This window comes from Streptomyces sp. NPDC022910 (genome assembly GCF_055561075.1).
Map to the genome: position 1 here is coordinate 55396 of NZ_JBVHHL010000009.1, position 25969 is coordinate 81364.

The 25969-nt window shown below is 70.3% G+C and carries 25 protein-coding genes and 3 pseudogenes; 11 read left to right on the forward strand and 17 right to left on the reverse strand.

Going from position 1 to position 25969, the window contains the following annotated elements; translation table 11 throughout:
• Positions 1 to 60: 60 nt before the first annotated feature.
• On the forward strand, positions 61 to 1512 hold the full coding sequence (locus tag ACZ3TS_RS11455) for an MFS transporter (RefSeq protein WP_467616232.1): 1452 nt from the start codon (positions 61 to 63) through the stop codon (positions 1510 to 1512).
• Here ACZ3TS_RS11455 and ACZ3TS_RS11460 read toward each other — a convergent pair.
• Positions 1509 to 2426, reverse strand: coding sequence for a helix-turn-helix transcriptional regulator (locus ACZ3TS_RS11460; protein ID WP_467616233.1), 918 nt, complete (start codon positions 2424 to 2426; stop codon positions 1509 to 1511). The two genes, ACZ3TS_RS11455 and ACZ3TS_RS11460, sit on opposite strands and share 4 nt — an antisense overlap.
• Before the next feature lie 101 nt (positions 2427 to 2527).
• On the opposite strand from ACZ3TS_RS11460, the gene ACZ3TS_RS11465 reads away from it, so the two are divergent.
• Together ACZ3TS_RS11465 and ACZ3TS_RS11470 are read left to right on the forward strand one after the other, a co-directional pair.
• Positions 2528 to 3955 (forward strand): MFS transporter, encoded by a 1428-nt coding sequence (locus ACZ3TS_RS11465; protein WP_467616235.1) that lies wholly within the window; start codon positions 2528 to 2530, stop codon positions 3953 to 3955.
• Between the two features lie 173 nt (positions 3956 to 4128).
• Positions 4129 to 4335 carry a hypothetical protein gene (locus ACZ3TS_RS11470; protein ID WP_467616237.1) on the forward strand — a complete coding sequence of 69 codons (207 nt, stop codon included), beginning with the start codon at positions 4129 to 4131 and terminating at the stop codon, positions 4333 to 4335.
• A gap of 18 nt (positions 4336 to 4353) precedes the next feature.
• Here ACZ3TS_RS11470 and ACZ3TS_RS11475 read toward each other — a convergent pair.
• Positions 4354 to 4634: pseudogene (locus tag ACZ3TS_RS11475) on the reverse strand (CGNR zinc finger domain-containing protein); the annotation flags it as partial.
• A 2-nt stretch (positions 4635 to 4636) separates the two neighbouring features.
• Between ACZ3TS_RS11475 and ACZ3TS_RS11480 the strand changes: the two are divergent.
• Positions 4637 to 4821: pseudogene (locus ACZ3TS_RS11480) on the forward strand (VOC family protein); the annotation flags it as partial.
• An 11-nt stretch (positions 4822 to 4832) separates the two neighbouring features.
• On the opposite strand, the gene ACZ3TS_RS11485 reads toward ACZ3TS_RS11480, so the two are convergent.
• On the reverse strand, positions 4833 to 5426 hold the full coding sequence (locus ACZ3TS_RS11485) for a TetR/AcrR family transcriptional regulator (protein WP_467616239.1): 594 nt from the start codon (positions 5424 to 5426) through the stop codon (positions 4833 to 4835).
• A 26-nt stretch (positions 5427 to 5452) separates the two neighbouring features.
• A pseudogene (locus ACZ3TS_RS11490) lies at positions 5453 to 6386 on the reverse strand (aldo/keto reductase).
• A gap of 253 nt (positions 6387 to 6639) precedes the next feature.
• On the opposite strand from ACZ3TS_RS11490, the gene ACZ3TS_RS11495 reads away from it, so the two are divergent.
• The gene (locus tag ACZ3TS_RS11495; protein WP_467616241.1) at positions 6640 to 7692 is read left to right on the forward strand and encodes a chitinase; all 1053 of its coding nucleotides are present in this window, start codon (positions 6640 to 6642) and stop codon (positions 7690 to 7692) included.
• A gap of 76 nt (positions 7693 to 7768) precedes the next feature.
• On the opposite strand, the gene ACZ3TS_RS11500 is transcribed toward ACZ3TS_RS11495, so the two are convergent.
• Complete coding sequence (locus ACZ3TS_RS11500) at positions 7769 to 9151, reverse strand: glycine--tRNA ligase (RefSeq protein WP_467616242.1); 1383 nt, start codon at positions 9149 to 9151, stop codon at positions 7769 to 7771.
• 197 nt (positions 9152 to 9348) lie between these two features.
• Here ACZ3TS_RS11500 and ACZ3TS_RS11505 point away from each other — a divergent pair, with 197 nt between their 5' ends.
• The 4 genes from ACZ3TS_RS11505 to ACZ3TS_RS11520 all read left to right on the forward strand — a co-directional run bounded on the left by ACZ3TS_RS11505 (position 9349) and on the right by ACZ3TS_RS11520 (position 12516).
• Positions 9349 to 10308: a metal ABC transporter substrate-binding protein gene (locus ACZ3TS_RS11505; protein WP_467616245.1), complete on the forward strand. Its 960-nt coding sequence runs from the start codon at positions 9349 to 9351 to the stop codon at positions 10306 to 10308.
• Positions 10309 to 10325: 17 nt separating this feature from the next.
• On the forward strand, positions 10326 to 11093 hold the full coding sequence (locus ACZ3TS_RS11510) for a metal ABC transporter ATP-binding protein (protein WP_467616247.1): 768 nt from the start codon (positions 10326 to 10328) through the stop codon (positions 11091 to 11093).
• On the forward strand, positions 11093 to 11995 hold the full coding sequence (locus ACZ3TS_RS11515; protein ID WP_467616250.1) for a metal ABC transporter permease: 903 nt from the start codon (positions 11093 to 11095) through the stop codon (positions 11993 to 11995). The genes ACZ3TS_RS11510 and ACZ3TS_RS11515 overlap by 1 nt, the downstream gene beginning before the upstream one ends.
• A gap of 101 nt (positions 11996 to 12096) precedes the next feature.
• Positions 12097 to 12516 carry a Fur family transcriptional regulator gene (locus ACZ3TS_RS11520; protein WP_467616252.1) on the forward strand — a complete coding sequence of 140 codons (420 nt, stop codon included), beginning with the start codon at positions 12097 to 12099 and terminating at the stop codon, positions 12514 to 12516.
• A 13-nt stretch (positions 12517 to 12529) separates the two neighbouring features.
• Here ACZ3TS_RS11520 and ACZ3TS_RS11525 read toward each other — a convergent pair whose 3' ends face one another.
• From ACZ3TS_RS11525 to ACZ3TS_RS11550, 6 genes are all read right to left on the reverse strand, one after another.
• The gene (locus ACZ3TS_RS11525; protein ID WP_467616255.1) at positions 12530 to 12838 is read right to left on the reverse strand and encodes a hypothetical protein; all 309 of its coding nucleotides are present in this window, start codon (positions 12836 to 12838) and stop codon (positions 12530 to 12532) included.
• A gap of 300 nt (positions 12839 to 13138) precedes the next feature.
• Positions 13139 to 13978, reverse strand: coding sequence for an isoprenyl transferase (locus tag ACZ3TS_RS11530; RefSeq protein ID WP_467616256.1), 840 nt, complete (start codon positions 13976 to 13978; stop codon positions 13139 to 13141).
• Positions 13979 to 14009: 31 nt separating this feature from the next.
• Positions 14010 to 14756, reverse strand: coding sequence for a DNA repair protein RecO (gene recO, locus ACZ3TS_RS11535; protein ID WP_467616259.1), 747 nt, complete (start codon positions 14754 to 14756; stop codon positions 14010 to 14012).
• 4 nt (positions 14757 to 14760) lie between these two features.
• The gene (locus ACZ3TS_RS11540) at positions 14761 to 15402 is read right to left on the reverse strand and encodes a DUF1266 domain-containing protein (RefSeq protein WP_467616260.1); all 642 of its coding nucleotides are present in this window, start codon (positions 15400 to 15402) and stop codon (positions 14761 to 14763) included.
• Between the two features lie 58 nt (positions 15403 to 15460).
• Positions 15461 to 15679, reverse strand: a complete 219-nt coding sequence (locus tag ACZ3TS_RS11545) for a hypothetical protein (protein WP_467616261.1) — start codon at positions 15677 to 15679, stop codon at positions 15461 to 15463.
• Positions 15679 to 15858, reverse strand: coding sequence for a hypothetical protein (locus ACZ3TS_RS11550; RefSeq protein ID WP_467616263.1), 180 nt, complete (start codon positions 15856 to 15858; stop codon positions 15679 to 15681). Before ACZ3TS_RS11550 ends, ACZ3TS_RS11545 begins: the two co-directional genes overlap by 1 nt.
• A 185-nt stretch (positions 15859 to 16043) precedes the next feature.
• Between ACZ3TS_RS11550 and ACZ3TS_RS11555 the strand changes: the two genes are divergently transcribed.
• Positions 16044 to 16877 carry a helix-turn-helix domain-containing protein gene (locus ACZ3TS_RS11555; RefSeq protein ID WP_467616533.1) on the forward strand — a complete coding sequence of 278 codons (834 nt, stop codon included), beginning with the start codon at positions 16044 to 16046 and terminating at the stop codon, positions 16875 to 16877.
• Positions 16859 to 17071 carry a DUF397 domain-containing protein gene (locus ACZ3TS_RS11560; protein WP_467616265.1) on the forward strand — a complete coding sequence of 71 codons (213 nt, stop codon included), beginning with the start codon at positions 16859 to 16861 and terminating at the stop codon, positions 17069 to 17071. The genes ACZ3TS_RS11555 and ACZ3TS_RS11560 overlap by 19 nt, the downstream gene beginning before the upstream one ends.
• On the opposite strand, the gene ACZ3TS_RS11565 is transcribed toward ACZ3TS_RS11560, so the two are convergent.
• The 6 genes from ACZ3TS_RS11565 to ACZ3TS_RS11590 form a co-directional block, all read right to left on the reverse strand.
• Complete coding sequence (locus tag ACZ3TS_RS11565) at positions 17049 to 21164, reverse strand: tetratricopeptide repeat protein (RefSeq protein WP_467616267.1); 4116 nt, start codon at positions 21162 to 21164, stop codon at positions 17049 to 17051. The two genes, ACZ3TS_RS11560 and ACZ3TS_RS11565, sit on opposite strands and share 23 nt — an antisense overlap.
• A gap of 5 nt (positions 21165 to 21169) precedes the next feature.
• A complete protein-coding gene (locus tag ACZ3TS_RS11570) occupies positions 21170 to 21520 on the reverse strand; it encodes a trypco2 family protein (RefSeq protein ID WP_467616270.1) in 351 nt (116 codons plus the stop codon).
• Positions 21521 to 21596: 76 nt separating this feature from the next.
• Positions 21597 to 22250 (reverse strand): response regulator, encoded by a 654-nt coding sequence (locus tag ACZ3TS_RS11575; protein ID WP_467616273.1) that lies wholly within the window; start codon positions 22248 to 22250, stop codon positions 21597 to 21599.
• Entirely contained in the window at positions 22247 to 23455 is a 1209-nt protein-coding gene (locus tag ACZ3TS_RS11580) for a sensor histidine kinase (protein WP_467616276.1), read from the reverse strand. The genes ACZ3TS_RS11575 and ACZ3TS_RS11580 overlap by 4 nt, the downstream gene beginning before the upstream one ends.
• 212 nt (positions 23456 to 23667) lie before the next feature.
• The gene (locus ACZ3TS_RS11585; RefSeq protein WP_467616279.1) at positions 23668 to 25278 is read right to left on the reverse strand and encodes an MFS transporter; all 1611 of its coding nucleotides are present in this window, start codon (positions 25276 to 25278) and stop codon (positions 23668 to 23670) included.
• Complete coding sequence (locus ACZ3TS_RS11590) at positions 25239 to 25868, reverse strand: NUDIX hydrolase (protein WP_467616281.1); 630 nt, start codon at positions 25866 to 25868, stop codon at positions 25239 to 25241. The genes ACZ3TS_RS11585 and ACZ3TS_RS11590 overlap by 40 nt, the downstream gene beginning before the upstream one ends.
• Positions 25869 to 25969: the final 101 nt, after the last annotated feature.

Below are 25969 nucleotides of genomic sequence, written 5' to 3' on the forward strand. Positions count from 1 at the left end.
CGGGATCATGCAGCAGTCATTAGTTAACCGCACTATCGACATCGGCGTACGATGGAGCGTATGCCCGAGCTCAGCCCCCGACGGCGCCTCCTGGTGCTCGCGATCTGCTGCATGAGCCTGCTGATCGTGAGCCTCGACAACACCGTCCTGAACGTCGCGCTGCCCTCGATGCAGAAGGAACTGCACGCGAGCGTGGCGGGCCTGCAGTGGACGATCGACGCGTACACGCTGGTCCTGGCCTCGCTGCTGATGCTCGCGGGCTCCACCGCCGACCGGATCGGCCGCAAGCGCGTCTTCATCGCGGGCCTGATCGTCTTCAGCCTCGGCTCGCTGCTGTGCTCCCTGGCCACGAACCTGGACGCGCTCGTCGCCTTCCGCATGGTGCAGGCGGTGGGCGGTTCGATGCTCAACCCGGTCGCCATGTCGATCATCACCAACACCTTCACGGATCCGCGCGAGCGTGCCCGCGCGATCGGCGTGTGGGGCGGTGTGGTCGGGATATCCATGGCGGCGGGCCCGATCATCGGCGGTCTGCTGGTCGACTCGGTGGGCTGGCGCTCGATCTTCTGGATCAACCTGCCGGTGGGCGTCGCCGCGCTGCTGCTCACCCTCATGTACGTCCCCGAGTCGCGCGCCCCGAAGGCACGCCGCCCGGACCCCGTGGGCCAGCTCCTGGTGATCGCCCTGCTGGGGTCCCTGACGTACGCGATCATCGAGGCGCCGAACTCGTCCGCCGGGCACACCCTGGTCCTCGGCGCGATCGCGCTGGCCGCCCTGCTCGCCCTGCTCGGGTACGAGCCCAGGCGCACCGAACCCCTCCTCGACCTGCGCTTCTTCCGTTCCGTGCCGTTCAGCGGCGCGACGGTGGTCGCGATCAGCGCGTTCGCGGCGCTCAGCGGGTTCCTGTTCCTGTCGACGCTGTACCTGCAGAACGTGCGTGGTCTGGACGCGCTGCACGCGGGCCTGTGGATGCTGCCGATGGCGGTCATGTGCTTCGTGTGCGCCCCGGTCTCAGGCCGTCTGGTCGGCAGCCGCGGCCCCCGCTTCCCCCTCCTGACGGCCGGAATCGCGATGACGGCCAGCGGTCTGTTGTTCGCGGCCTTCGAGGCCGAGACCTCGAACGTCACGCTGGTGATCGGTTACGTCCTCTTCGGCCTGGGCTTCGGCTTCGTGAACGCGCCCATCACCAACACCGCCGTCTCCGGCATGCCCCGCGCCCAGGCCGGTGTCGCCGCGGCGGTGGCCTCCACCAGCCGTCAGATCGGCGGCACGCTGGGCGTCGCGGTGGTCGGCGCGCTCCTCGCCGCGGGCATCCACTCGGGCTCCTACAAGGAGGCCTTCGTCCCGGCCGCGCGGCCCGGCTGGTGGATCCTCACCGGCTGCGGCCTCGCGGTCCTGTTGCTCGGCGCCCTCACGACGGGCCGCTGGGCCCGCACGACGGCACAACGCACGGCGGACCGGCTCCAGGAGGAGGAGGTACGGGACGCGGCAGGGGTCGGCGCACAGCGCTAGGCGGCCACGCGCTCGCGCTCCAACGCAATGGCCCGCAACCTCTCCAGCCTCCTGCGGGACTCCTCGTCGGCCGGCGCATACGTCACCATGCGGGGCCCGTTGTGCGGCCCCAGCCACAGATCCGTGTGGACCAGGGTCAGCAGACCCACATGGGCGTTGAGGAACTGCTTGCGCTTGCTGCGGGCGATCATCACCTCGTGCCGCTCCCAGGTCTCTCGGAACTCGGCGGACTCGGTCATGAGCCGCTTGAGCAGCATCTTCCAGGCGGGCTCGCCGAGGTGGTCGGCCATGTTGGCGCGGAACTTGGCCGCCATGAGCCGCGTGGTCTCCTCGAGCGCAACGATCGCCGCCCGCCACTGCGGGTTCGTGTAGCACAGCACCATGCAGTTGCGGTCCGCCGGCGGGACGGCGTCGAGATCGCACAACAGCAGCCCGTACGTCCGGTTGTAGGCGAGAATGTCGTACCGGCTGTTCGAGATGCAGGCGGGCAGCGGCTCCAGCTGCTCCAGCAGCATGCGCTGGGCGTCGGTGACCGACGGGCAGTGCGCGCCGGGCGCGGGGTCGGCGGCTCCGGCCAGGTTGAACAGGTGCGCCCGCTCACCGGCGTCGAGCAGCAGGGTGCGCGCGAGGGCGTCGAGGACCTGGACGGAGACCTGGATGTCCCGGGCCTGTTCCAGCCAGGTGTACCAGGTGACGCCGACGGCGGAGAGCTGCGCGACCTCCTCGCGCCGCAGCCCGGGCGTGCGGCGGCGCCGGCCCCGCGGCAGTCCGACCTGCTCGGGGGTGATGTGCTCGCGGCGGTGCCGCAGGAACGCGGCCAGTTCGTGCCGCCGGATGTCGGATGCGGGCGCCTCGCGGGAGCCGTGTTCCCCGGGCTCCCGGACCGCCGCCGTCTCCTGCACCATGGTCGCCATGCCCCCAGCCTGCCGCGCGCCGGACCCTGTTGCCAGGTAGTACTTCTACCAGGATAAAGAGACTCTGGTACCACCTTGAGAGTGAGTGCAGGCTCGATGGCGTGACCGAAACTGTTACATCCCGCACCGTCCGCTCGCCGGTGACGGCACCGCAGTTGGGCGGACTTGGACTGTTCACGGTGCTGCTGGCCGCGGCGCTGCCCCTCATCGACTTCTTCATCGTCAACGTCGCCCTCCCGACGATCGGCAAGGACCTGCACGCGAGCGAGTCCGTCCTCGAACTCGTCGTCGCCGGGTACGGGCTCTCGTACGCCGTCCTGCTGGTCCTCGGCGGCCGGCTGGGCGACCTCTTCGGCCGGCGCGAGTTCTTCCTCGGCGGGATGGCCGCCTTCGGGGTGACCTCGCTGGCGTGCGGACTCGCCCCGAACGCCTGGACCCTGGTCGCGGCGCGGGTCGCGCAGGGCGCGGCCGCCGCCGCGATGCTGCCCCAGGTGCTCGCCACGATCCAGGCGGCGACCAGCGGGCAGCGCCGCGCCAAGGCGATGAGCCTGTACGGCGCGACGGCCGGCCTCTCCATGGTGGCCGGGCAGATCCTCGGCGGTGTGCTCGTGGCCGCGGACATCGCGGGCACCGGCTGGCGCTCGGTGTTCCTCGTCAACGTCCCCGTCGTGGTCGTCGGCCTGTTCCTGGCCGCGCGGGCCGTTCCCGAGACCCGCTCCCAGCACCCGGAGCCGGTGGACGGCCCGGGCACCGTCCTGCTCGCCGTGGCACTGCTGACCCTGCTCGCGCCGCTCACCGAGGGCCGGGCGGCCGGCTGGCCGCTGTGGACCTGGCTGGCCCTCGCGGCCTTCCCGTTCGCGGCATGGGCGTTCTACGCGGTGGAGCGCCGCGCGGACCGGCGGGGCCGCACGCCGCTGGTGCCGCCGAGCCTGTTCGCGCTGGTGTCGCTGCGCCGTGGACTGATCATGATCGTGCCGTTCTCGATCGGCTTCAGCGGCTTCATGTTCGTGATCGCGGTGGCGCTGCAGCGGGGCGCCGGCCTCGGCCCGGTATCGGCGGGTCTCGCGCTCACGCCCATGGCGGTGGCGTTCTTCCTCATGTCGCTGTACGGGCCCCGGCTGGTCGCCCGCTTCGGCACCCGCGTGGTGAGTGTCGGGGGGCTGATCCAGGCGGTCGGTGTGGCGCTGATGACGCTCGCCGCCTGGCGCTCCTGGCCCCACCTGGGCGCGGTGGAACTGCTGCCGGGCGCGGCGGTGGCCGGCGCGGGCCAGGCGCTGCAGCTCCCGATCGTGCTGCGGATCATCCTGTCCGAGGTGCCGCCGGCCCGGGCGGGCGTGGGCGGCGGAGTCATGATCACCACCCAGCAGTCGGCGCTGGCGCTGGGCGTGGCGACGCTCGGCTCCCTCTTCCTCGCCCTGGTGCCCGGCATGGGAATGCGGGACGCGCTGGTGACGACGCTCCTGGTCCAGCTGGTCGGCGTCGCCCTCACGATCGCCCTGAGCCTGCGCCTGCCGCGCACGATCAGCTGACGCGGCGCCCGTCGGACGGTGCCCCGCGGCCCTCTGGGGGCCGCGGGGCCGTCGGCACGCTCCGGCGAAGGCTTGGTGACAGGTGCGTCAACTCGCCGTAAGACCCCCTATTGATCTTCCTGTTGCTGCACACTCCTTGCTGCGCAAGCGGACAGGTACTCCCTGGAGGCGTCATGCTGCAGATCAACACGAGCAAGGTCAGCCGCTGGGACCAGCACGGGCGCGAGCACGTGGTGCGGGTGGAGCGGACCGGGGTGCAGCGCACGATCAGGTGCGACACGTGCGGCTGGCGCAAGAGCGCGCAGTTCCTGCCCTGGCTGAAGGCGGAGGAACACCTGGCCGAGGCACACCAGGCGACGGTGGACCCGGCGGACGGCTAGGGAGCCGCAGGCAGCCGGTCACGCCTCTTCGGCCCGGCGGGCGCGCAGCGTCCGCACCTTGTGGCGGTTGCCGCAGTGCTCCATGGAGCACTGCGGCGGCGTCCGGGCCGGGACGTGTCGACGTACCCCAACTGGCGGTCGTCGGCGGCGCACATGCGGATGCGGTGAGCGAAGGGACCGGTGAGCAGGTCCACCGCGTCGCGCGCGATCGTGGACAGGAGCTGGACGCCGCTGCCGGGCCCGGCCCAGGCCCGTGCGCCGTCAGCGCCCATGGCCGGGTTGAGGGGCGGCTGCGAGGCACCCCGAGCTCAAGAGCACGAAGAACCGCCTGCACATCGACGTCCACGCCGGCCCGGAGGCCCGCGACGCGACCGTGGCGCGCCTGGAGTCCCTGGGCGCGACCCGCGTCGAGGAGGTGGACAAGGGAATGGCCGGCCACTGGTGGGTCATGCGAGGCCCGGAGGGCAACAGTTCTGCGTCGCCTGAGCGGGCCCGCGTCAGACGCCGGCCCGCAGTCCGTTCAGCAGCAGGTCCAGTACCGCCTCGAACTGGGCGTCGATGCCGGGCTGTTCCCACTCCCGGTGGTAGCACGGGTCATGGAAGCGGCCCGTGGCGTGGAAGAGGGCGCGGGCCGTGGTCGCCGGGTCGGCCGCGGCGAAGGCGCCGGACGCGGCACCGTCGCGGACGATCTCCGTGAGCTGGCCGGTCAGGTCCGCGATGTGCTGGTCGACCACCTGGCTGGTCTCCCCGGTCAGCACCGTGAAGGTGGCGAACAGCTCGGGATCGTCCCCCGCCTTGTGCCGCTTGGCGTCGAACAGCCCCCGGAACCAGCCCCGCAGCCGCGCCTCGGGGTCCCCCTCGCCGGTGACGAACCCGGCCAGCGCCGCGGCCGTCCGGTCCAGCCACCGTTTGGTGACCGCCTCCCGCAGCGCCGCCTTCGTACGGAAGTGGCGGTACACGCTGCCGTGGCTGACGCCGAGCGCGCGGGCCACGTCCACCACGGTGGCCTTGGCCGGACCGTGGCGGCGCAGCACCTCCTCGGTCGCCTCGAGGATGCGCTCGGCGGTCAGGGTCTCGGTGCTGGGTGCCATGGCCTAGACCGTACCCGGCACCGGGATCAGCGCTCGCTGTCGAGGTGCGCCATCTGTGCCTGCGGGTAGCGTTCGCCGGCCGCCGCGTCCGCCGGTACGGCCGCCTCGATGGCCGCCAGGTCCGCCTCGTCCAAGGTCACGTCCAGTGCGCCGAGCGCCTCCGACAGGCGCTCGCGGGTGCGGGCGCCGACCAGCGGCACGATGTGAGAGCACCCAGGCGATGGCGAGCTGAGCGACGCTCACACCCTTCTGCTCGGCGATCTTCCGCAGCGCGTCGACCAGGCCCAGGTTGTGGTCGAGGTTCTCGCCCTGGAAGCGGGGCGAGAAGGCGCGGAAGTCGTTCGCACCGAGCTGCCGGTCGCGGGTGAAGTGGCCGGAGATCAGACCGCGGGAGAGCACGCCGTACGCGGTGATGCCGATGCCCAGCTCGCGGGTGGCGGGCAGGATGCTCTCCTCGATTCCGCGCGAGATGAGCGAGTACTCGATCTGGAGGTCCGAGATCGGTGCCGTGGCGGCGGCGCGGCGGATGGTGTCGGCGCCCACCTCACTGAGGCCGATGTGCCGGACGTGCCCCTTCTCCACCAGCTCCGCGATCGCGCCCACCGTCTCCTCGACCGGGACGTCGGGGTCGAGACGCGCGATCCGGTAGACGTCGATGTGGTCGACGCCGAGGCGCTGGAGCGAGTACGCCGCGAAGTTCTTCACCGCGGCGGGGCGGCCGTCGTACCCGGACCAGCCGCCGTCCGGGTCGCGCAGCGCCCCGAACTTGACGCTGACCAGGGCCTGTTCGCGCCGGGCCGCGGGGGCGGCGCGCAGGGCCTCGCCGATCAGCATCTCGTTGTGCCCCATGGCGTAGAAGTCGCCGGTGTCGAGCAGGGTCACGCCCGCTTCGAGCGCGGCGTGGATGGTGGCGATGGACTCGGCCCGGTCCGCCTCGCCGTACAGCGCGGACATGCCCATGCAGCCGAGACCGAGGGCGGAGACATGGGGGCCGGTGGTGCCGAGAGGGTGGGTACGCACGAGGACTCCTTCGGGATTGCGCGTGGGTTCCTGCCTCTACCTTCACATGACAGGTGACAAATATCAATATCTGTCACCTGTCATGTGTTACTCGCGGAAAGTCGATTTGGTCCAGACCTATTGACGAGAGGTCTGGACCACGAGCACTGTCATGCCTACGACACCTCACCGCACCCCCACCGGGAGGCCTCGCATGATCCGCCACAGGCTGCGCCTGCTCGCCGCCGCCCTGACAGCGGCCGTTCTCGCACCACTCTCGATCGCCACCGCGCCCACCGCATCCGCGGCCGACACCTGCGCCGTGAAGTCCCGTCCGTCCGGCAAGGTTCTCCAGGGCTACTGGGAGAACTGGGACGGCTCATCCAACGGGGTCCACCCACCCTTCGGCTGGACCCCGATCACCGACTCGCGCATCGCCGCGCACGGCTACAACGTGATCAACGCGGCGTTCCCGGTCATCCGCTCCGACGGCACCGCGCTGTGGCAGGACGGCATGGACACCGGGGTGAAGGTGGCGACGCCGGCGGAGATGTGCGCGGCGAAGGCGGCGGGCCGGACGATCCTGCTCTCGATCGGCGGCGCGGCGGCGGGCATCGACCTCAGCTCGACGGCCGTCGCGGACAAGTTCGTCTCGACGATCGTCCCGATCCTGAAGAAGTACAACTTCGACGGCATCGACATCGACATCGAGACCGGACTGGTCGGCAGCGGGAACATCGGCCAGCTGTCGACGTCGCAGGCGAACCTGATCCGCATCATCGACGGAGTGCTGGCACGGATGCCGTCGAACTTCGGTCTGACGATGGCCCCGGAGACGGCGTACGTCACCGGCGGCAGCGTGACCTACGGTTCGATCTGGGGCGCATACCTGCCGATCATCAAGAAGTACGCGGACAACGGCCGCCTGTGGTGGCTGAACATGCAGTACTACAACGGCAGCATGTACGGCTGCTCCGGCGACTCCTACGCGGCGGGCACCGTGGCGGGCTTCGTCGCACAGACGGACTGCCTCAACAAGGGCCTGACCGTCCAGGGCACGACGATCAGGGTCCCGTACGACAAACAGGTCCCGGGCCTGCCCGCCCAGTCGGGCGCGGGCGGCGGCTACATGTCACCGAGCCTGGTCTCCGAGGCCTGGCGCCACTACGGCACCTCGCTCAAGGGCCTGATGACATGGTCGATCAACTGGGACGGCTCCAGGAGCTGGACCTTCGGCGACAACGTGAAGGCGCTGCAGGGCCGCTGAGCCGAAGGCGCGCCCCTTCAGACGAACGCCGGGCCCACTGGAGCGACCCAGCGGGCCCGGCGATCGAGCGAGGTGACTAGCAGCCGACCAGCCGACCGGCCAGGTAGCCCTCGATCTGGTCCAGCGACACGCGTTCCTGCTTCATCGAGTCGCGCTCACGCACCGTCACCGCGTTGTCCTCGAGCGTGTCGAAGTCGACCGTCACGCAGTACGGCGTGCCGATCTCGTCCTGGCGGCGGTAGCGGCGGCCGATGGCGCCCGCGTCGTCGAACTCGATGTTCCAGTGCTGGCGCAGCGTCCGGGCCAGGCCCTTGGCCTTCGGGGACAGCTCCGGGTTGCGGGACAGCGGCAGGACCGCGACCTTCACGGGAGCCAGGCGGTGGTCCAGGCGCAGCACCGTGCGCTTCTCCATCTTGCCCTTGGCGTTCGGCGCCTCGTCCTCGACGTAGGCGTCGAGCAGGAAGGCCAGCATGGTGCGGCCGACACCGGCCGCGGGCTCGATGACGTACGGGGTCCAGCGCTCGCCCGCCTCCTGGTCGAAGTAGGAGAGGTCCTGACCGGAGGCCTTGGAGTGCGCGGAGAGGTCGTAGTCCGTGCGGTTGGCGACACCCTCGAGCTCCCCCCACTCCGAGCCGCCGAACTGGAAGCGGTACTCGATGTCGGCCGTGCGCTTGGAGTAGTGGGAGAGCTTCTCCTTCGGGTGCTCGTACCAGCGCATGTTCTCCTCACGCAGGCCGAGGCCCGTGTACCAGTTCCAGCGCTCCTGCATCCAGTAGTCGTGCCACTTCTCGTCCTCGCCCGGCTTGACGAAGAACTCCATCTCCATCTGCTCGAACTCGCGGGTGCGGAAGATGAAGTTGCCCGGCGTGATCTCGTTGCGGAACGACTTGCCCATCTGCGCGATGCCGAACGGCGGCTTGCGGCGCGAGGTCTGCTGGACCTGGCTGAAGTTGGTGAAGATGCCCTGCGCGGTCTCCGGGCGCAGGTACGCGATGGAGCCGCTGTCCTGCGTCGGGCCGAGGTGGGTCGAGAGCAGACCCGAGAACTGCTTGGGCTCGGTGAACTGGCCCTTGGTGCCGCAGTTCGGGCAGTTGATGTCCGCGAGACCGTTCTCGGGCAGACGGCCGTGCTTGGCCTCGTACGCCTCCTCCAGGTGGTCCGCGCGGAAACGCTTGTGACAGGAGGTGCACTCGGTGAGCGGGTCGGTGAAGGTGGCGACGTGACCGGAGGCCACCCAGACCTCGGTCGCCAGGATCACCGACGAGTCGATACCGACGACGTCCTCGCGGGACGTGACCATGTAGCGCCACCACTGACGCTTGATGTTCTCCTTGAGCTCGACACCCAGGGGTCCGTAGTCCCAGGCGGCGCGCTGACCGCCGTAGATCTCGCTGCACGGGAATACGAAGCCACGGCGCTTGCTCAGGTTGACGATGGTGTCGATCTTGTCGGCGGCCACGGTGCTCTCTTCATTACGACGACGGACGACGAAGCGACTGCTTCAGGGCATTGCTTCAGAGCGAATGCTTCAGGTTACCGGCGGGGGCTCCCCTCCAATCAAATCGGTAGGGCACCTGGAGCCGGCACCCGGGTCCACCGGGCTCTCGCGGGGTCGCTTGTTGACGACGGTTTCCATATTTGTTGAAAATGACTGTCATGAACGTACGACGACGCCTCATACCCGTGGCCGCCCTGACCGGGGTCACCGCACTCACTCTCGCGGCGACCTCCGCCTGCTCCTCCGACAGCGCGGCGGCCGGCGACACCGGCAAGTTCGACGTCGTCGCATCCTTCTATCCGATGGCCTTCCTCGCCGAGCAGATCGGCGGGAAGTACGTCCATGTCACCAGTCTCACCCAGCCCGGCCAGGAGCCGCACGACCTGGAGATCAGCGCCCGGCAGACCGCGCAGCTCCAGGAGTCCGACGCGGTGCTCTACCTCAAGAACCTCCAGCCCTCCGTCGACGACGCGGTGGCCCAGTCCGAGGTCAAAACCAAGATCGACGCCGCCTCCCTGACCACCCTGGAGGAGCACGGCAACGAGGTCGGCGGGCACGCGGCCTCCCACGACACCCACCAGGGCGAGGAGTCCGGCGGCAAGGACCCCCACATCTGGCTCGACCCGGTGCGCTACGCCGAGGTCGCCAAGGGCGTCGGCAAGGCCTTCGAGAAGGCGGACCCGAACCACGCGGACACCTACAAGAAGAACACGGACGCGCTGGTCAAGAAGCTCGACGACCTCAACACGCAGTTCGCGGACGGCCTGAAGGACACCAAGGGCAAGGTCTTCATCACCACGCACGCCGCCTTCGGCTACCTCGCCGAGCGCTACGGCCTCACCGAGGAGGCCATCAACGGCCTGGACCCGGAGTCCGAGCCCAGTGCCGCCCGCGTCAGGGACCTTGAGAAGATGGCGAAGGCCGACGGCGTCACGACTGTCTTCTACGAGACGCTCGTCAGCGACAAGACCGCGAAGACCGTCGCCCGGGACGCGAACCTGAAGACGGACGTCCTCGACCCGATCGAGGGCATCACGTCGAAGTCCCGCGGCAAGGACTACTTCTCGGTCCAGGCCGCGAACCTCAAGGCGCTGCAGACCGCCCTGGGGACCAAGTGATCGTTACGGAGGACGCCATGGGCGAGCCCGTCATACGCTTGCGCGGCATACACGCCGACCTGGGCTCGCGCCCCGTCCTGCGGGGCATCGACCTCACCGTGCGCCGCGGTGAGGTCGTCGCGCTGCTCGGCGCGAACGGCTCGGGCAAGTCGACCGTCATACGCAGCCTCATCGGCCAGGTGCAGAGCGGCGCCGGCGAGATCGAGCTGTTCGGCACCCCGCTGCGCCGCTTCCGCGACTGGCGGCGCGTCGGGTACGTGCCGCAGCGCACCACGGCCGCCGGCGGTGTGCCCGCCACGGTGACCGAGGTGGTGTCCTCCGGCCGGCTCTCCCGGGCCCGCTTCGGCGTCCTGCGCAAGGCCGACCACGAGGCCGTACGCCGGGCCCTGGAACTGGTCGGCATGGCGGACCGGGCCAACGACTCCGTGGGCGCGCTGTCCGGCGGCCAGCACCAGCGTGTGCTGATCGCCCGCGCGCTCGCCTCCGAGCCCGAGCTGCTGATCATGGACGAGCCGATGGCGGGCGTCGACCTGGCGAGCCAGGAGGTGCTCGCGGGCACGCTCAAGGACCAGGTGGCGTCCGGTGCGACCGTACTGCTGGTGCTGCACGAGCTGGGCCCGCTGGAGCCTCTGATCGACCGGGCGGTCGTCCTGCGCGACGGCTGCGTCCTGCACGACGGGCCGCCCCCGAAGGCCGTGGGCCAGCACGCGCTCCCCGGCCACGACCACGTACACCCGCACATGACGGCGGGCGCCGAACCGACCCGTACGGGACTGCTGAGCTGATGGACTTCCTGAACTACGCCTTCATGCAGCGGGCGCTGCTCGCCGCCGTCCTGGTCGGCATCACCGCGCCGGCCGTCGGCATCTACCTCGTGCAGCGCCGTCAGGCCCTGATGGGCGACGGCATCGGCCATGTGGCGATGACCGGCGTGGGCCTCGGCTTTCTGCTGTCTACCTCACCGGTGTGGATGGCGACGGCCGTCTCCGTCCTCGGCTCGGTCCTGATGGAGCTGATCCGCTGGTACGGCAGGACGCGCGGCGACATCGCGCTCGCCATGCTCTTCTACGGTGGCATGGCCGGCGGCGTGATGTTCATCAACCTCGCGCCGGGCGGCTCGAACGCCAACCTGACGTCGTACCTGTTCGGGTCGCTCTCGACGGTCTCGCAGTCCGACTTGACGGCCATCTGCCTGCTGGCGGCCTTCGTCGTCCTGGTCACCCTGGGGCTGCGCCGTCAGCTCTTCGCGGTCAGCCAGGACGAGGAGTTCGCGCGGGTGACGGGGCTGCCGGTGCGCGCGCTCAACCTGCTGACGGCGATCACGGCGGCGGTGACGGTGACGGTCGCGATGCGGGTGGTGGGCCTGCTCCTGGTCTCCGCCCTGATGGTCGTCCCGGTGGCGGCGGCGCAGCAGCTGGGCCGCAGCTTCGCGGCGACCTTCGCGATCGCGATCGCCATCGGCGTGACCGTGACCATCAGCGGCACGATCACGTCGTACTACCAGGACGTACCGCCCGGCGCGACGATCGTGCTGCTGACGATCGCCGCGTTCATCGCGCTGACGGCTCTGGCCACTCCGCTGGCCCGCCGCCGCGCCCGCGCGGCCGCGGCCGCGCAGACCGCCGGGGACCCGGTCGAGTGCGCGATTCCGGCCACCCGGGGGGCGACCGACCAGGTCGGAGTCTGACCACGCACAGGCCGGGCTGGCAGAATGGCCCGGCAAGGCGCAGCCGTGAGCCGCGAGAGACGCGCGCCCCGTAGGCGAACGAGCCATCAAAGGAGACAACGGTGACGACCGCCGGCCCGCCCGTACAGGGACGTTCCACCCGCCAGCGTGCCGCCGTGGCGGCGGCTCTCGACGAGGTCGACGAGTTCCGCAGCGCGCAGGAGCTCCACGACATGCTCAAGCACAAGGGCGACTCGGTGGGCCTGACGACGGTCTACCGCACGCTGCAGTCGCTCGCCGACGCGGGCGAGGTCGACGTCCTGCGCACCTCCGACGGTGAGTCCGTCTACCGCCGTTGCTCGACCGGCGAGCACCACCACCACCTGGTCTGCCGGGTCTGCGGCAAGGCCGTCGAGGTCGAGGGCCCGGCGGTGGAGAAGTGGGCCGAGGCGATCGCCGCCGAGCACGGTTACGTCAACGTCGCCCACACGGTGGAGATCTTCGGCACGTGCGCGGACTGCGCGCAGGCTTCCCGCGGTTGAGCGGCCGCGGGCGTCAACCCCGGTCGTAGCACCAGCAGTGCAGCATCGGCGTGAGCGTCCACATCCGCAGCGCCATGAGGGCGCCGAGGACAGCGACGGCCGCCCACCCCGCGGACGACCGCCGTCCGGCGAGCGCCAGTCCACCGGCTGCGAGCAGCGCCGCGAACGCCGGCATGTAGACGACCAGCGGCGCCAGGTTCTCGCGCAGCCCCGGGAACGACTCCATTTCGGTCGTACTGCCGAAGCCGACGAGCACGACGAGCCCCGCGAAGGCGAAGACGTCGGCGGCCGCGCAGCCACGGGCGACACGGGCAGCGGTCATACGCAGGCCAGGTGCCGGTCGAGCAGGGCCCGCGGGCGCTGTGCGTCCTGCTCGGTGCGCAGACGGCGCTTGCGGGGAATGCCTCAGATCATGGCCGCGCACAGGACGGCGTATCCCGCGAACAGCGCGAACGCCCACCGCACCGGCGCGAGCCTGCGCATCCGATCCCGTACCCGGATGCCCGCGAGGACGTCGGCTCCGGTAGGCCGGTTCGGCGGCGTCCGCGTCCTGGACGATGTCCCGCCCCTGGTGAACCATGGGCGGAACCCTGGCGTTCGGTTCCGCCCTGCATGCCCCGGCTCAGGCCTCGGCCTGCCTGCCCTCCATGGCCAGCAGTTCCTCGTTCGGGATGGCCCCGCCGAAACGGCGGTCGCGGGAGGCGAACTCCAGGCACGCCCGCCACAGATCGCGCCGGTCGAAGTCCGGCCACAGCACGTCCTGGAAGACCATCTCGGCGTAGGCGCTCTGCCAGATCAGGTAGTTGGAGGTGCGCTGCTCGCCGCTCGGCCGCAGGAACAGGTCCACGTCCGGCATGTCCGGGTAGTAGAGGTACTTCGCGAGGGTCTTCTCCGTGATCTTCGCGGGGTCGAGCCTGCCCGCCTTCACGTCCTCGGCCATCGCCTGCGCCGCGTCCGCGATCTCGGCACGGCCGCCGTAGTTCATGCAGAAGTACAGCGTCAGCAGGTCGTTGCCCTTGGTCTGCTCCTGGGCGACCTGGAGTTCCTTGGCCACCGACTTCCACAGCTTGGGCATACGGCCCACCCAGCGCACCCGGACGCCGAGTTCGTCGAGCTGGTCGCGGGTCTTGCGGATGAAGTCACGGTTGAAGTTCATCAGGAAGCGCACCTCGTCGGGCGAGCGCTTCCAGTTCTCGGTGGAGAAGGCGTACAGGGAGATGTTCCCGACGCCCATCTCGATCGCGCCCTGCAGCACGTCCAGCACACGCTCGGCACCGACCTTGTGCCCCTCGGTGCGCGGCAGTCCCCGCTCCTTGGCCCACCGGCCGTTCCCGTCCATCACGATCGCCACATGGTTCGGGACCAGCTCGCCCGGCAGCTTCGGCGGGCGTGCCCCGGACGGGTGCGGCTCCGGGGTCGTGTACTCGCGGCGCTGGCGCCCCAGGAACCCGCGTACGGCCATGTGCTTCTCGTCTCCTCGATCTGCTTTCGCTCTACTGTTCCACGTACCGAAGCGAGCGCAGTCCGCGCTCCAGGTGCCAGTGCAGATACGCCGACACCAGTCCGCTGCCCTCCCGGACGTACCGCGGCTCGCATGCGTCCGCGGTCTCCCAGTCTCCCGTGAGCAGCGCGCCGAGCAGTTCGAGGGCCCCCGGCGAGGGTACGACGCTGCCGGGTACCCGGCAGTCGCCGCAGACGGACCCACCCGAGGCCACCGAGAAGAACCGGTTCGGCCCCGGCATACCGCACTTCGCGCAGTCGCTGAAACTGGGCGCGTAGCCGTTGACGGCGAGGGAGCGCAGCAGAAAGGCGTCGAGGACGAGATGCGGCGCATGCTCACCCCGGGCAAGGGTCCTGAGCCCCCCGACGAGCAGCAGATACTGCTGGACCGCCGGCTCCCCCTCGTGATCGGTGAACCGCTCGGCGGTCTCCAGCATGGCGGTCCCGGCGGTGTAGCGGGCGTAGTCCGTCACGATCCCGCCCCCGTAGGGAGCGATGGTCTCGCTCTGTGTGCACAGCGGCAGCCCGCGCCCCACCAGTTCGCTCCCGCGCGCGAAGAACTGCACGTCCACATGCGAGAAGGGTTCCAGCCGGGCCCCGAACTTGGACTTGGTCCGCCGCACTCCGCGGGCCACGGCACGTACGCGACCGTGACCGCGCGTGAGCAGCGTGATGATCCGGTCCGCCTCACCCAGCTTCTGGGTGCGCAGCACGATGCCGTCGTCGCGGAACAGACTCATGGACTCATTCTCGCGTACGGAGCCCGCGCGCGTGGTCGGGGTGGCGGATGGCGTCCCACGGTGCCAGGTTCCAGGGGCTGTCCCGGTTCGCCGGGTCGAGCAGGGAGCGCAGATGCGCGTCGGCAACGGCCTGCGGGGCGGGAAGGTCCACCCCCGGTTTCCCCTGGAGCCCGTCCAGCCAGACCTTGCGCCCCAGCAGATAGTGGTCGGAGTACTCCTGCCAGGAGGCGTAGGTCCCTGCGACCGCCGGCACGATGCCCTTCAGCGCGGTCCAGGCCTCCCCCTCCGTGATCATCCCGCAGCCGAATCCGCGGCGGGCGATGTCGACGTACAGCGCGGTGTCCCAGGCCAGCGGCGCGACGCCGAGGAGCCGGTGGGCCCGCGCCCGGTAGCCGTTGCGCGCCAGCCCGCCGAGCCGACGGATCAGCTTCTCACGGGAGGTGATCTCCCACTGGTCGGCCAGCCACCGCCGCGCGCTGTCGTCGTCGATCCGCGTGAACGGGTACAGGGTGGTCCGGGAGGCGCTCCGGTCCTGGCTGACCGGCGCGCTCAGCGACACCATCCACAACTGGTGCATCGTGAGCGGGACGGGGTACCGGCGCTCGGCCCGCGGCCTTCTCCATCTCGTCAAGTTCCACAAGGCCATGCGCCCGCACCTTACGTCATGCCACACCCAGCGCCGCAGGGTCCGCGGATCCGCTGCTTCAAGAGACCTCGCCGCGGCTGCGTGCGTTGGCGTACGCGGTCGCCGCGCTCAGGCGCTCCGCCTGGGTCGCGACGCGCACCACCTCCGGCTCCACGTCCCACTCCTTGCCCCCGCCGTACGGTCTCAGCTGTACGTACGGGCCCTCGTGTCCCATCACCACGCCTACCCTCCCGGTACGGATGTCGACCGCGTACGAACCGATCGGCGGCTTCTGCATCACACCCCCGTGGCCCGCTGCGTGCGGAGTGCCGCCGCGAGCCGCGCGGCGACGTCGACGCGGCAGCCGCCCAATTCCACGAGCGGTCGGGGAGCCTCGCGCGCGGGACTCCCCGGGTCGATCCGGAGCGACGGCAACGTGATTCCGGCGTCCGCGAGCGCCGTCCGCAATTCCTTCACGGTCTCCTCTGCCTCTTCGACGCAGCGCGCCGAGTCTCGTCCCCCGAGTGGTACGTGTACTGCAGCCACCGTGCTCCCCTTCCCTTTCGGGTTTTACGCTTCGCATCCCTATGGTGACGCTCTGCATCTACACTCGACAGGTGTCTGTGCCCTACAAGTGCGAGGCAGCGGAGGGGCGTTGGGCTATGGCCAACGGTGTGCGCCAGGCGGCGTGGGAGTTCTTCGGCGCGGAGCTGAAACGCCGGCGGGAGAACACGGGATTCACCCAAGTGGAGCTGGGCGCACGGGTTTTCGTCTCCGGCGGATACATCGGCCAGTTCGAACAGGCCATTCGGAAACCGCAGTTGGATGTGGCGCAGCGAATCGACGAGGTCCTGCAAACCGAGGGTTTTTTCGAGCGCACATGGCGAAAGCTGATTGACGACAAGCGGTATGCGGATTACTTCGTCGAGGTCGTGGAGTTGGAGCGGCTGGCGACGAAGATCTGCGAGTTCGCGCCGACGCTGGTGCCGGGGTTGTTGCAGACGGCCGCGTACGCGAGCGCCGTGACTGTGGCCAACAATCCGTTCGCCACCAACGGTTACGTGGAGGAGACAGTGGCCGCGCGGCTGGAGCGGGCACGCGTCCTGGCCGACACTACAAGGCCCGAGTACTGGATCGTGCTGCACGAGAACGTGCTGCGTATCCCGGTGGGCGGCCCGGCGGCGATGGCCGAGCAGTTGGAGCACGTCGCCGGGATGGCGCGGGGGCGGAAGGCGCTGGTGCAGGTACTTCCGTACGCGCAGGGTGCGCATACCGCCATGATCGGGGACCTGAGGCTCATGGAGTTCGAGGACGCCCCGCCAACCGCCTATACAGAGACCTCGTTTTCGGGAACGCTCGTCGACGAACCGGCGGTGGTGAAGCGTGCACAGCGCGCATACGATCTACTCAGGGCCGCCGCGGTGTCGCCAACGGCGTCCCTCCCCTTGATCGAAGCGGCGGCGGAGGACTTCAGACGATGCGCGAGTACGAGCTGATCAACGCCCGCTGGTGCAAGAGCAGCTACAGCAACGGCGAGGGCGGCAACTGCCTCGAGGTCGCCGACGGAGCCCCCGACGTCGTCCCCGTCCGCGACAGCAAGGTCCCCGGCGGTCCCGTACTGCTCATCGGCTGGGCGGCGTGGGCGGAGTTCATCCACAGCATGGCGGCTACTCCTCGACGGACCCGGTAAGAGTGGCCCTGGCCCACTTGAGGCCGGCCGTGAACTTGTCGGGGTGCTCCGCCGCCAGCTGCTCGTACATCTGAACGGCCCGCTCGTTCGTCTCCAGGGCCTCCTCGAGCTGCCCCAGCTGCCACAGATCCGCCGACCGGTTGTTCAGAGACCTTGCCAGGTCGGGCAGAAACTCGTCCCGCCGCTCGGCGTTCAGCCGCTCGTACAGCTCTACAGCGCGGGTGCTCGCATCCAGCGCCTCTGGGAGCTGCCCCTTCCGCCTCAACCAGACGGACTGGTTGTTGAACGCCCTCGCCAGCTCGGGCAAGACCTCGGGGCGGTCGGCAACCAGCGGAGCACACAGTTCGATGGCGCGTGTCGCCAGCCGCAGGGCTTCCTCGTCTCGCTTCAGCTCGCCCAGCCAGAAGCACTGGTCGTTCAGCAAGGCGGCCAAGTCGTACAAGTGCCGGGGGTTGTCCACAGCCAGTTGCTCGTAGAGCTCCAGGGAACGCGTGCTCGTCTCCAGCGCCTCCAGGTGCCGGCCCACCTGGCCCAACCTCGTGGCCTGGTTGTGCCGGGACCTCGCCAGGTCGTACAAGACCTCGGGGCGGTCGGCAGCCAACTGCTCGTACAGCTCCGCGGAACGCGTGCTCGTCTCCAACGCCTCCTGGCGTCGGCCCATCTCGCTCAACCAGCCGGAGTGGTCGTCCATGGACTTCGCCAGATCGGGCAGGAGCTCGTCCGGCCGCTCGGCCGCCAGGCGTTCGCGAATCTCCACAACACGCGCACTCGCGTCGAGCGCCTCCTGGTGCCGACCCACGCTCCGCAACCAGTGGGACCGGTTGTCCAGGGTCCTCACCAGGTCGGGCAGGAACTCGTCCGGCCGCTCATCCGCCAGACGTTCGTACAACTCGGTGGCGCGTCCGACCGTCGCCAGCGCATCCTGCAACCGCCCGAACTCCGCCAGGTGCCACGAGTGGTCGTCCAGTGACACCACCAGTTTGGGCAGGTAGACCTCCGGCCGCTCGGCGGCCAGCCGCTCACGGATCTCGAGGGCGCGGGTGCTCATCCGCAGTGATTCAGCTCGCCGTCCCAGCTCCCACAGGTTCATCGCCTGGTTGGACAGCGTGTTGGCCAGGCCGGGCAGGAACATGTCCGGCCGCTCGGCGGCCAGCCGCTCACGGATCTCCACAGCACGCATGCCCGGCTCCAGCGCGTCCTCCCGCCGCCCCAACTCCACCAGGTCCACTGACCTGTTGTGCAGTGACAGAGCCAGGTCGGACAGGAAGACATCCGGCAGCTCGGCGGCCAGCCGCTCCCGGATCTCCAAAGCGCGGGCACCCATCCGCAGCGCCTCGTCCCGCCGCCCCACCTCCCACAGGTTCACCGAATGGGTGTTGAGCGATCTGGCCAGATCGGACAGGAACGCATCCGGCAGCTCGGCGGCCAGACGCTCCCGGATCTCCAAGGCCCGGGCACTCATCGGCAGCGCCTCGTCCCGCCGCCCCACCTCCCAGAGGTTCACCGAATGGGTGGACAGCGACATCGCCAGCTCGGACAGGAACCTGTCCGGCTGCTCGGCGGCCAGGCGCTCCCGGATCTCCAGAGCCCGGGTGCTCGCATGCAGTGCCTCGTCCCGCCGCCCCACCTCCCACAGGTTCACCGATTGTGTGTTGAGCGATCTGGCCAGATCGGACAGGAACGCTTCCGGCCGCTCGTCCGCCAGACGTTCGTACAGTTCGAGAGAGCGGATGTTCGCCTGCAGCGCCTCCTCGTGGCGCCCCAGCTCCGCCAACGAGTTCGAGTGGTTGTTCAGAGACTTCGCCAGGTCGGGCAGACACGCGTCCGGCCGCTCGGCGGCCAGCCGTTCGTACAGGTCCGCCGCCCGGGTGCTGGCCTCCAGCGCCTGATCCGGTCGTGCGAGCGCCGCCAGCCGTGTCGACTGTTCATTGAACCAGTTGGCCAGCTGGGCGTTCTCCGCGAAGTCGTCTGTTTTCCGGTCGGCCGTGGAGGAGGCGGTGACGGCGGACCGGTGATGGGCGATGTGCCGGCGTGTGAGGGCCACGGCGTGTTCGGCGATGCGCCGACTCTGCTGGGGGATGGCCTTGTAGAGCCGTCCGGCTAGGTCGAGGGGAAGGTCCGGGTCGGAGCACACGCGGTCCAGCGCTCCCAGCAGTGGCAGCGGGTTGTGGGCCTGGGCGGCGATGGTGATGGCGGGCAACGCGAGTGTGGCGCGGTGGGTGGTGATCGATTCCCGGAGTTGCCGACCCAGTGCGTGCGGCGCGTCCGGCTGGGCGAGGACGCGGGTGAGCACGGTCAGGGCGTGAAGGGCCTGGCCGTGGTTGAGACGCGGCAGGACGGCGTCGATCAGGGCGGGCTGCCTGCTCAGGGCCTGGGCGAGGTGGTGTTCGGCCAGCCGATCGGGTTGCAGGCTGCCCCAGTAGGTGCCGAGGGCGTCGGGTGGATACAGGTCGTGGATCCATGTGGCGAGGCGCAGCCTGATGTCTTCGAGGCTGTCGCCGCGAAGACCCGGCACGAGAGCAAGCGTGTCGGCCGCCTCGGCGTGCGTGCCGGCCCCGGTCAGGAAGGCAGTGGTGAGGGCAGAGGTGCGCTGGTGTTCCGAGCCGAGGTCGTGATGGTCGGCCACGCGGTCCCAGTAGGCGTGCTCGTGATGGAGGAGCACGTCCTCGGGACCCCCGGACGCCGTGGTGCCGGTCAGGAGCTCGGCGAGGGCGGTCATGTGAAGTGTCAGGGCATGACCGACCCCCGGCGCGACCTGGGGTTCGGTGGGTGCGGTGATGTGCGTGTAGCCGGGCAGACGGGCCAGCGCCTGCGCCAACTGCTCCGCTGTCCCCCGATACGCCTCGGTCACGGAGCGTTCGTCGCCGGATTCGAGATGCTGCAGCCACAGCGGCGACGGGTGGAGGGCGGCTGTGGAGGCGGTGTCCCGGCGCAATTTGTGCCACCAGTCGCCTTCGGTGCGGCCCAGCAGGAGCAGGCGCACCGGGTGTCCGGTGGGGTGCTGAGCGAGATGGGTGAGGAGCGCGGTGAGCGTCTCGGTGCGGGTTTCCGCGTAGTCGACGATCAACAGCAGTCGCTGCGCCACACGGGACAGGGCCCTGAAGAGGTGGTGCGTGTCGATGCCGGTGGAGGCCAGCCGACCCACGGCCCAGCCGTCGTCGGCGACGCGCAGGGCGAGTTCACGGGCCAGGCGGGTCTTGCCCTGCCCGCCCGGACCGGTCATCAGCCGTCCTGACAGCACGGAGGTGTTGTGGCACCACTCCAGCAGTGTCTCGAGCTCGGGCCGGAGCCGGAACGCGACGACCTCGTATTCCGGGCGCAGCAACGCCGCGGGCGATGCCGGAGGAAGCGCGGGGTGCCAGGGTGTGAGGTGGTCCTGGAGTTCGACCGGCTCGAGTACCAGGCGGCGCCCGGTGGCTTCCTCGACCGCGCGACGGAAGCCGTCTTCGCGGGAAAGCGCGTGCAGGGGCACCGCGGTCAGGCGGCTGGACGCGAAGCCCGGGGTGTCCTCGACGACCACCCCGGTGATCAGGTGACCGCAGGTGACGGCGGCTCCGGAAATGCCGTGCCAGCTCGCCCGTCGGGACTGCGGGGCCTGGCGCTGCTGGTCGGGCCGATGCGCGGCAGTGATCAGGTAGCGCCGGGCCCGGGTCCCGGCGGCGGGGTTGATGTGCCCGTCGACCTGGTCGATCTCCCGCTCGGTACCCTGCGGGGTCAGGCTGTCCGGGAACCCCGTGGCCTGGCACGCCACGCGGACTCCCTGGCCCACCAGCCTGCCGAACCTGGGTGGCAGGAGCCCTGCCCGTGGCTGCCACGGGTCCGGCCCGTCGTCGGCACCGCGGACGACCTGTACCAGCGCCGCGTCCAGCGCGACGTCCTCCCACACCACGGTGGCCGCGCAGAGTCGGCCGCCGTCCAGCCGGACCAGGATCCGCGGATGCAGCGCACCACGGTCGTCCGCGAGGACATGTCGCGCCGTCAGCACCAGTCGCGCGGCGAGCAGGGTGCCCGTCCCCAGCGAGCCGCCCTTGCCGGCCGCCGGCGCCGCCCAGACCTCGACCAGCCGGCGCAGATCGAAGACCGCGTCCGCCATCGGATCTACTCGGCGGGCAGCTCGTCGACCTGGCTGCGGACCCGTGCCGGATCGCCCCGCCCGTCCACCGGCTGCAACGTGATCTTCAGACGGTGCGTGTCCGTCGACGCCTGGCTCTTCCGGCCGCCCAGCGACAGCACATACACCTTCGCGCTTGCGTCGGCCCCTCTCTCCATGCGGACGTCGACAGCGAACTCCAGCTCCACCGGGCCCACTTCGAACTGCAGCTCCTGGCCCCGGCCCTCGGCCATCGCGGCCTGCAACTCGGCGCGCACTCCACGCACCGCTTCCGCCAAACCCACCCACGCCTCGTCCGGCACACACACCACCCCCGCGAAACGGCGTCCACTCAGCACGCCGATTCTTCCAGGAAGAGTCCTTCGCCACGCCTCCACCACGGTGGGTTCGTCTCTGAGCCGCTGAGCGGACCGGCTAGGTCACCGACACCAGCCCCGCCTCGTACGCCATGATCACCAGCTGGACGCGATCCCGCGCGTCCAGCTTGGTCAGCAGGCGGGTCAGGTACGTCTTCGCCGTCGCCACGCTGATGCACAGCTCGGCGGCTATCTCGGTGTTGGACAGGCCTGTGCCGACCAGGGTCAGCACCTCTCGCTCACGGCCCGTGATGCCCGTCAGCTCCCGGCGGCCGCGGGACGGTGCGGGGAGCGCCGCGAAGTCCTGGATCAGGCGGCGGGTCACGCTGGGCGCGATCAAGGCGTCGCCCGCCGCCACGACCCGTACCGCGCCGATGATGTCGTCCAGCGCCATGTCCTTCACCAGGAAACCGGACGCGCCCGCGCGCAGGGCCCCGTACACGTAATCGTCGTCGTCGAACGTCGTCAGGACCACGATCCGTGCGGCGGACGACCCCGCCGTGATTCTGCGCGTCGCCTCTATGCCGTCCATCTCCGGCATGCGGATGTCCATGACGACCACGTCGGGGTCGAGTTCCCCGGTCAGCGTCACCGCCTCCCCGCCCGTGCTCGCCTCCCCCACCACCTCCACGTCCTCGAGGTCCGCCATCACCATGCACAGCGCCGTACGGATCAGCTGCTGGTCGTCGGCGAGGACGACGCGAACGGTCATCGGACACCCGCCGGCACCGGCAGCCGCGCCGCCACCCGGAAGCCGCCCTCCGGGAGCGGTGCGGCACTGAAGTCGCCGTGCAGCAGCGCGACTCGTTCGCGCATGCCCGCCAGTCCGAAGCCCGTGTCCGTCGACGTGCCGTGGCCCCGGCCGTCGTCCGTCACCTCGAGGGCGATGTCGTCGTCGCCGTAATCCACGGTCACGCGGCACGCGTGCGTACCCGAATGCCGTACGACGTTGGTGACCGACTCCTGAATGATCCGGAACGCCGACAGGTCGACGTCCGGGGGCAGGCGGCGGGGCTCGCCCAGACGCCGCACCTCGACGCGCACGCCCGCTGCCGTCGTGGCGGCGGCCAGCCGGTCCACGTCGTCCAGCCCGGCGGCGGGCCGCACCGCCGCCTCCGTGCCCTCCCCGGGCCCCGCGTCGGCCGCCCGCAGCGCCACGAGCATCCGCCGCAGCCCGGCCAGGGTCTCCCGGCCCGTCGTCTCCACCGCCCGCATCGCCTCGCGCGCCGCGTCCGGCTGGGTCGTCGCCACGCGGGCCGCCGCGCCCGCCTGGAGGGCGATGATGCCGATGCTGTGGGCCACCGTGTCGTGCATCTCGCGGGCTATGCACAGCCGTTCAGCCGTCACCGCCTGCGCCGCGGTCTGCGCGCTGAGCCGCTCGGCGTGTACACGGGCCTCATGCGCGGAGTTGCCCAGCAGCCAGCTGATCACCGCCACCAGGGCCACGGCCAGCTCCGCCGACATGCCGACAGACCACCCGCACAGCAGCCGTGTGGCGATGAAGACGACCAGAGTGCCGACCCCCATGGTCAGGGCGACGACAGCGATGCGGCGCGGCCGCGTCGCCGCGATGAAGTACAGCGCCAGGATGGGCGCGAGGTACTGGGCCATCGGCAGCTCGCCCACCCCGATGGTGGTCGTCTCGCCGATCGAGGCCAGGATCAGCAGCGTGAGGGCTCGCAGCGGTCGCCGGGACAACAGCCGGGCGCCGTACAGCGCCATCACGGTGGACAGCGCGAGGAACGTCAGGCCGTCCCAGCGGTACAGCTGGGCCGCCGCCCACTTCTCCGGCTCCGTCTCTCCGGGCAGCCTGAACGTGGTCAAAAGCGTGAAGAGTGTGCTCGCGTACCAGACCAGCGCGATCCACGCACCCGGAGGCACACGCTTGATCAGGGGGAGCGACGGGGTGGCGGGCATGTCGTGATCGTAGGTGCGCGGCCCGGCATCGGTCATCGGCCCGTGGACGTACAACCACGGTCGACACCCCGCGCGTTCCACTGTCAGCGTACGGCCCGCCGACGACGGTGACGGGCGGCTGGATCGTGCTCGGGGCGTGGGCGCTGGTGGCGGCCGTCGTCGCGGTGGTCACCGTGGACCGCCGCGACGTGTGATGTGCTGCACAGGGTGACCTAGCGGCTGTCCGGGACTGGTTCCCGGAGTTCCGCGTCGGGTTCCGTGGACCCCCGACGTGCCCTGTCGCGGCGGAGCAGGGCCAGGTGCGCCCCCGTGAGCGCCAACAGGATGCCGACGTTGACCAGCGCCGCCACGTGCATGCCGTCCGTGAACGCCGTGCGGGCCAGTGCGAGGAGTTCACCGCCGAGCCGCTCGGGCAGTCGGCCCGCGACCTCGGTGGCGCCGCCCGGGGTGGCGAGGGCAGCCCCGGTCAGGTCGGACCCGATGCCGTCCGGAAGGGAACCGCCCTCCAGTTTCGCGCGGTACACGGCGGCGGCCACGGACCCGGCGACGGCCACGCCCAGCGCCTCGCCCAGGTTCGCCCCGGTCTCCCCGATGCCCGAGGCATTGCCGGCGCGTTCGGGCGGGGCACTGCTGATGATCACGTCGTTGGTCAGGGCGAGCGCCGCCTGCACGCCGAAGGAGGTGACGGCGAAACCGGTGACGGCGAGGGCAGGCCCGGTCGTCGTACCGGCCTGGGTGAGCAGCACCAGCCCTGGCACGGACAGCAGGAAACCGCCCGCCATGACCCGTCCCGGGCCCGTCCGCTCCGCCACGAGGGGAGCCAGCAGTGCGCTCACCACGCCCGCCATCACCGCGGGGAGCGTCCACAGTCCGGTCGCCAGCGGAGACAGTCCCAGCACCAGCTGGAAGTACTGCAGGAGCAGGAACTGCGTCCCCGTCACCGCGAAGAGCCCCAGGGTCAGTCCGCCCAGCGACACCCCGAACGCCGCACGGGAGAAAAGCCGGAGGTCGAGCATGGGATCGGTGAGCTTCAACTGCCTGCGCACGAAGACGGTACCGAGGCAGAGCCCGGCGAGGAGGCTCAGCAGCGACAGCGTACCGACGCCGTGCTGGGCGATCTCCTTGAAGCCGTAGACCGCCGGCAGCACCGTCACGATGGACAGCGTGACGCTGGCCGGATCCAGTCGGCCGGCATGCGGATCGCGATACTCGGGCAGCAGCAGCGGACCGGCGATCAGCAGGACGACACCCACCGGCACACCGAGGAGGAACACCGAGCCGTACCAGAAGTGCTCCAGGAACAGCCCGCCGATCAGCGGGCCGATCATCCCACCGATGCTGAAATTGGTCATCCACACCGCGACCGCCAGCCGCCGCTGCCCCGGGTCGCGGAACATGTTGCTGATCAGGGAGAGGGTCGACGGCATCAAAGTCGCCCCGGCGACCCCCAGCAGGGCGCGCGAGGCGATGAGCATCCCCACGCCGGACGAGCAGGCGGCGAGCACCGAGGCCGCGGCGAATGCGGCCGCACCCGTCAAGAGGAGCCTGCGGCGCCCGATCCGGTCACCGAGGGTTCCCATGGTGGCAAGGAAGCCGGCGACCATGAAACCGTAGATGTCGACGATCCAGAGCAGTTCCGTACCGCTCGGGTGCAGTCGCTCGCTGACATAGGGCGCGGCCAGGTGCAGCACGGTCATGTCGAGACCGATGAGCATGGTCGGCAGTGCGAGGACGGCCAGTCCGATCCATTCCCGTCGCCCGGCCCGCGGAGGAACCACCGGAATCAACCAGCCGCACGGGACGAGACCAGCGCGCCCCGGCATGCGTCGAGCAGGCGGCGTACCGCATACGTGACCGGATGGTTCAGCGCCTCGTCGGGCGTGAGCCACAGGGCCGAGGTGCCCTCCGGGCCCAGTTCCACCGCGAGGTCCGCGTCCACCGCGTCGGCCGTCCGGTAGATGTGCCACAGGTGGGCGTCGGCACCACGACGACAGCCGTCACCGGGCACCGGAATCCGGGTCAGGAGCTCGAGCCGCTCGCCGGCGATGCCGGTCTCTTCGTGGAGCTCGCGCACCACCGCGTCGTCGGGGCTCTCCCGGCGCTCGACGTGCCCGGCGGGAATCGTCAGGCCGAAGGGGAAGGCCGTACGGTCGAAGAGGAGGACGCGGCCACCCACGTCCCGGACGAACACGCCCGCCGTCTCGTGCCAGTACTCGCCCTCGGCGTCGGTCCACCAGCGGACCGCGGGATCCAGCACCAGCGCCCGGTCGGCCACATGACCGCAGGCGAGGCACGCACAGCGCCGTCGGCCACCCGTGGTGCGCCACACCACCTTTTCGCCGCGGCAACGCAGACAGTAGTGGTGCTCCGCGCCGTCACGCAGCGCGTGCGGCGGAAGGAAGTCCAGCTTCATGCCTCACTCCCGGAACTCCCCGTCTCCGACGTCTTTCAGGGACGTCCCCGCCGTGCCGGACGGCACGGCCTCGCGCGGCGGACAACCCTGGTGTCCGCCGC

What these genes read in the sequence shown, in the direction of transcription:
- recO (WP_467616259.1), bottom strand. Translation starts at nt 14,756, where the DNA reads ATGAGTCTGTTCCGCGACGACGGCATCGTGCTGCGCACCCAGAAGCTG.
- ACZ3TS_RS11460 (WP_467616233.1), bottom strand. Translation starts at nt 2,426, where the DNA reads ATGGCGACCATGGTGCAGGAGACGGCGGCGGTCCGGGAGCCCGGGGAA.
- ACZ3TS_RS11525 (WP_467616255.1), bottom strand. Translation starts at nt 12,838, where the DNA reads ATGACCGCTGCCCGTGTCGCCCGTGGCTGCGCGGCCGCCGACGTCTTC.
- ACZ3TS_RS11510 (WP_467616247.1), top strand. Translation starts at nt 10,326, where the DNA reads ATGGGCGAGCCCGTCATACGCTTGCGCGGCATACACGCCGACCTGGGC.
- ACZ3TS_RS11590 (WP_467616281.1), bottom strand. Translation starts at nt 25,868, where the DNA reads ATGAAGCTGGACTTCCTTCCGCCGCACGCGCTGCGTGACGGCGCGGAG.
- ACZ3TS_RS11545 (WP_467616261.1), bottom strand. Translation starts at nt 15,679, where the DNA reads ATGCAGAAGCCGCCGATCGGTTCGTACGCGGTCGACATCCGTACCGGG.
- ACZ3TS_RS11530 (WP_467616256.1), bottom strand. Translation starts at nt 13,978, where the DNA reads ATGGCCGTACGCGGGTTCCTGGGGCGCCAGCGCCGCGAGTACACGACC.
- ACZ3TS_RS11495 (WP_467616241.1), top strand. Translation starts at nt 6,640, where the DNA reads ATGATCCGCCACAGGCTGCGCCTGCTCGCCGCCGCCCTGACAGCGGCC.
- ACZ3TS_RS11575 (WP_467616273.1), bottom strand. Translation starts at nt 22,250, where the DNA reads ATGACCGTTCGCGTCGTCCTCGCCGACGACCAGCAGCTGATCCGTACG.
- ACZ3TS_RS11485 (WP_467616239.1), bottom strand. Translation starts at nt 5,426, where the DNA reads ATGGCACCCAGCACCGAGACCCTGACCGCCGAGCGCATCCTCGAGGCG.
- ACZ3TS_RS11560 (WP_467616265.1), top strand. Translation starts at nt 16,859, where the DNA reads ATGCGCGAGTACGAGCTGATCAACGCCCGCTGGTGCAAGAGCAGCTAC.
- ACZ3TS_RS11580 (WP_467616276.1), bottom strand. Translation starts at nt 23,455, where the DNA reads ATGCCCGCCACCCCGTCGCTCCCCCTGATCAAGCGTGTGCCTCCGGGT.
- ACZ3TS_RS11470 (WP_467616237.1), top strand. Translation starts at nt 4,129, where the DNA reads ATGCTGCAGATCAACACGAGCAAGGTCAGCCGCTGGGACCAGCACGGG.
- ACZ3TS_RS11515 (WP_467616250.1), top strand. Translation starts at nt 11,093, where the DNA reads ATGGACTTCCTGAACTACGCCTTCATGCAGCGGGCGCTGCTCGCCGCC.
- ACZ3TS_RS11455 (WP_467616232.1), top strand. Translation starts at nt 61, where the DNA reads ATGCCCGAGCTCAGCCCCCGACGGCGCCTCCTGGTGCTCGCGATCTGC.
- ACZ3TS_RS11540 (WP_467616260.1), bottom strand. Translation starts at nt 15,402, where the DNA reads ATGGCCTTGTGGAACTTGACGAGATGGAGAAGGCCGCGGGCCGAGCGC.
- ACZ3TS_RS11505 (WP_467616245.1), top strand. Translation starts at nt 9,349, where the DNA reads ATGAACGTACGACGACGCCTCATACCCGTGGCCGCCCTGACCGGGGTC.
- ACZ3TS_RS11555 (WP_467616533.1), top strand. Translation starts at nt 16,044, where the DNA reads ATGGCCAACGGTGTGCGCCAGGCGGCGTGGGAGTTCTTCGGCGCGGAG.
- ACZ3TS_RS11585 (WP_467616279.1), bottom strand. Translation starts at nt 25,278, where the DNA reads ATGCCGGGGCGCGCTGGTCTCGTCCCGTGCGGCTGGTTGATTCCGGTG.
- ACZ3TS_RS11565 (WP_467616267.1), bottom strand. Translation starts at nt 21,164, where the DNA reads ATGGCGGACGCGGTCTTCGATCTGCGCCGGCTGGTCGAGGTCTGGGCG.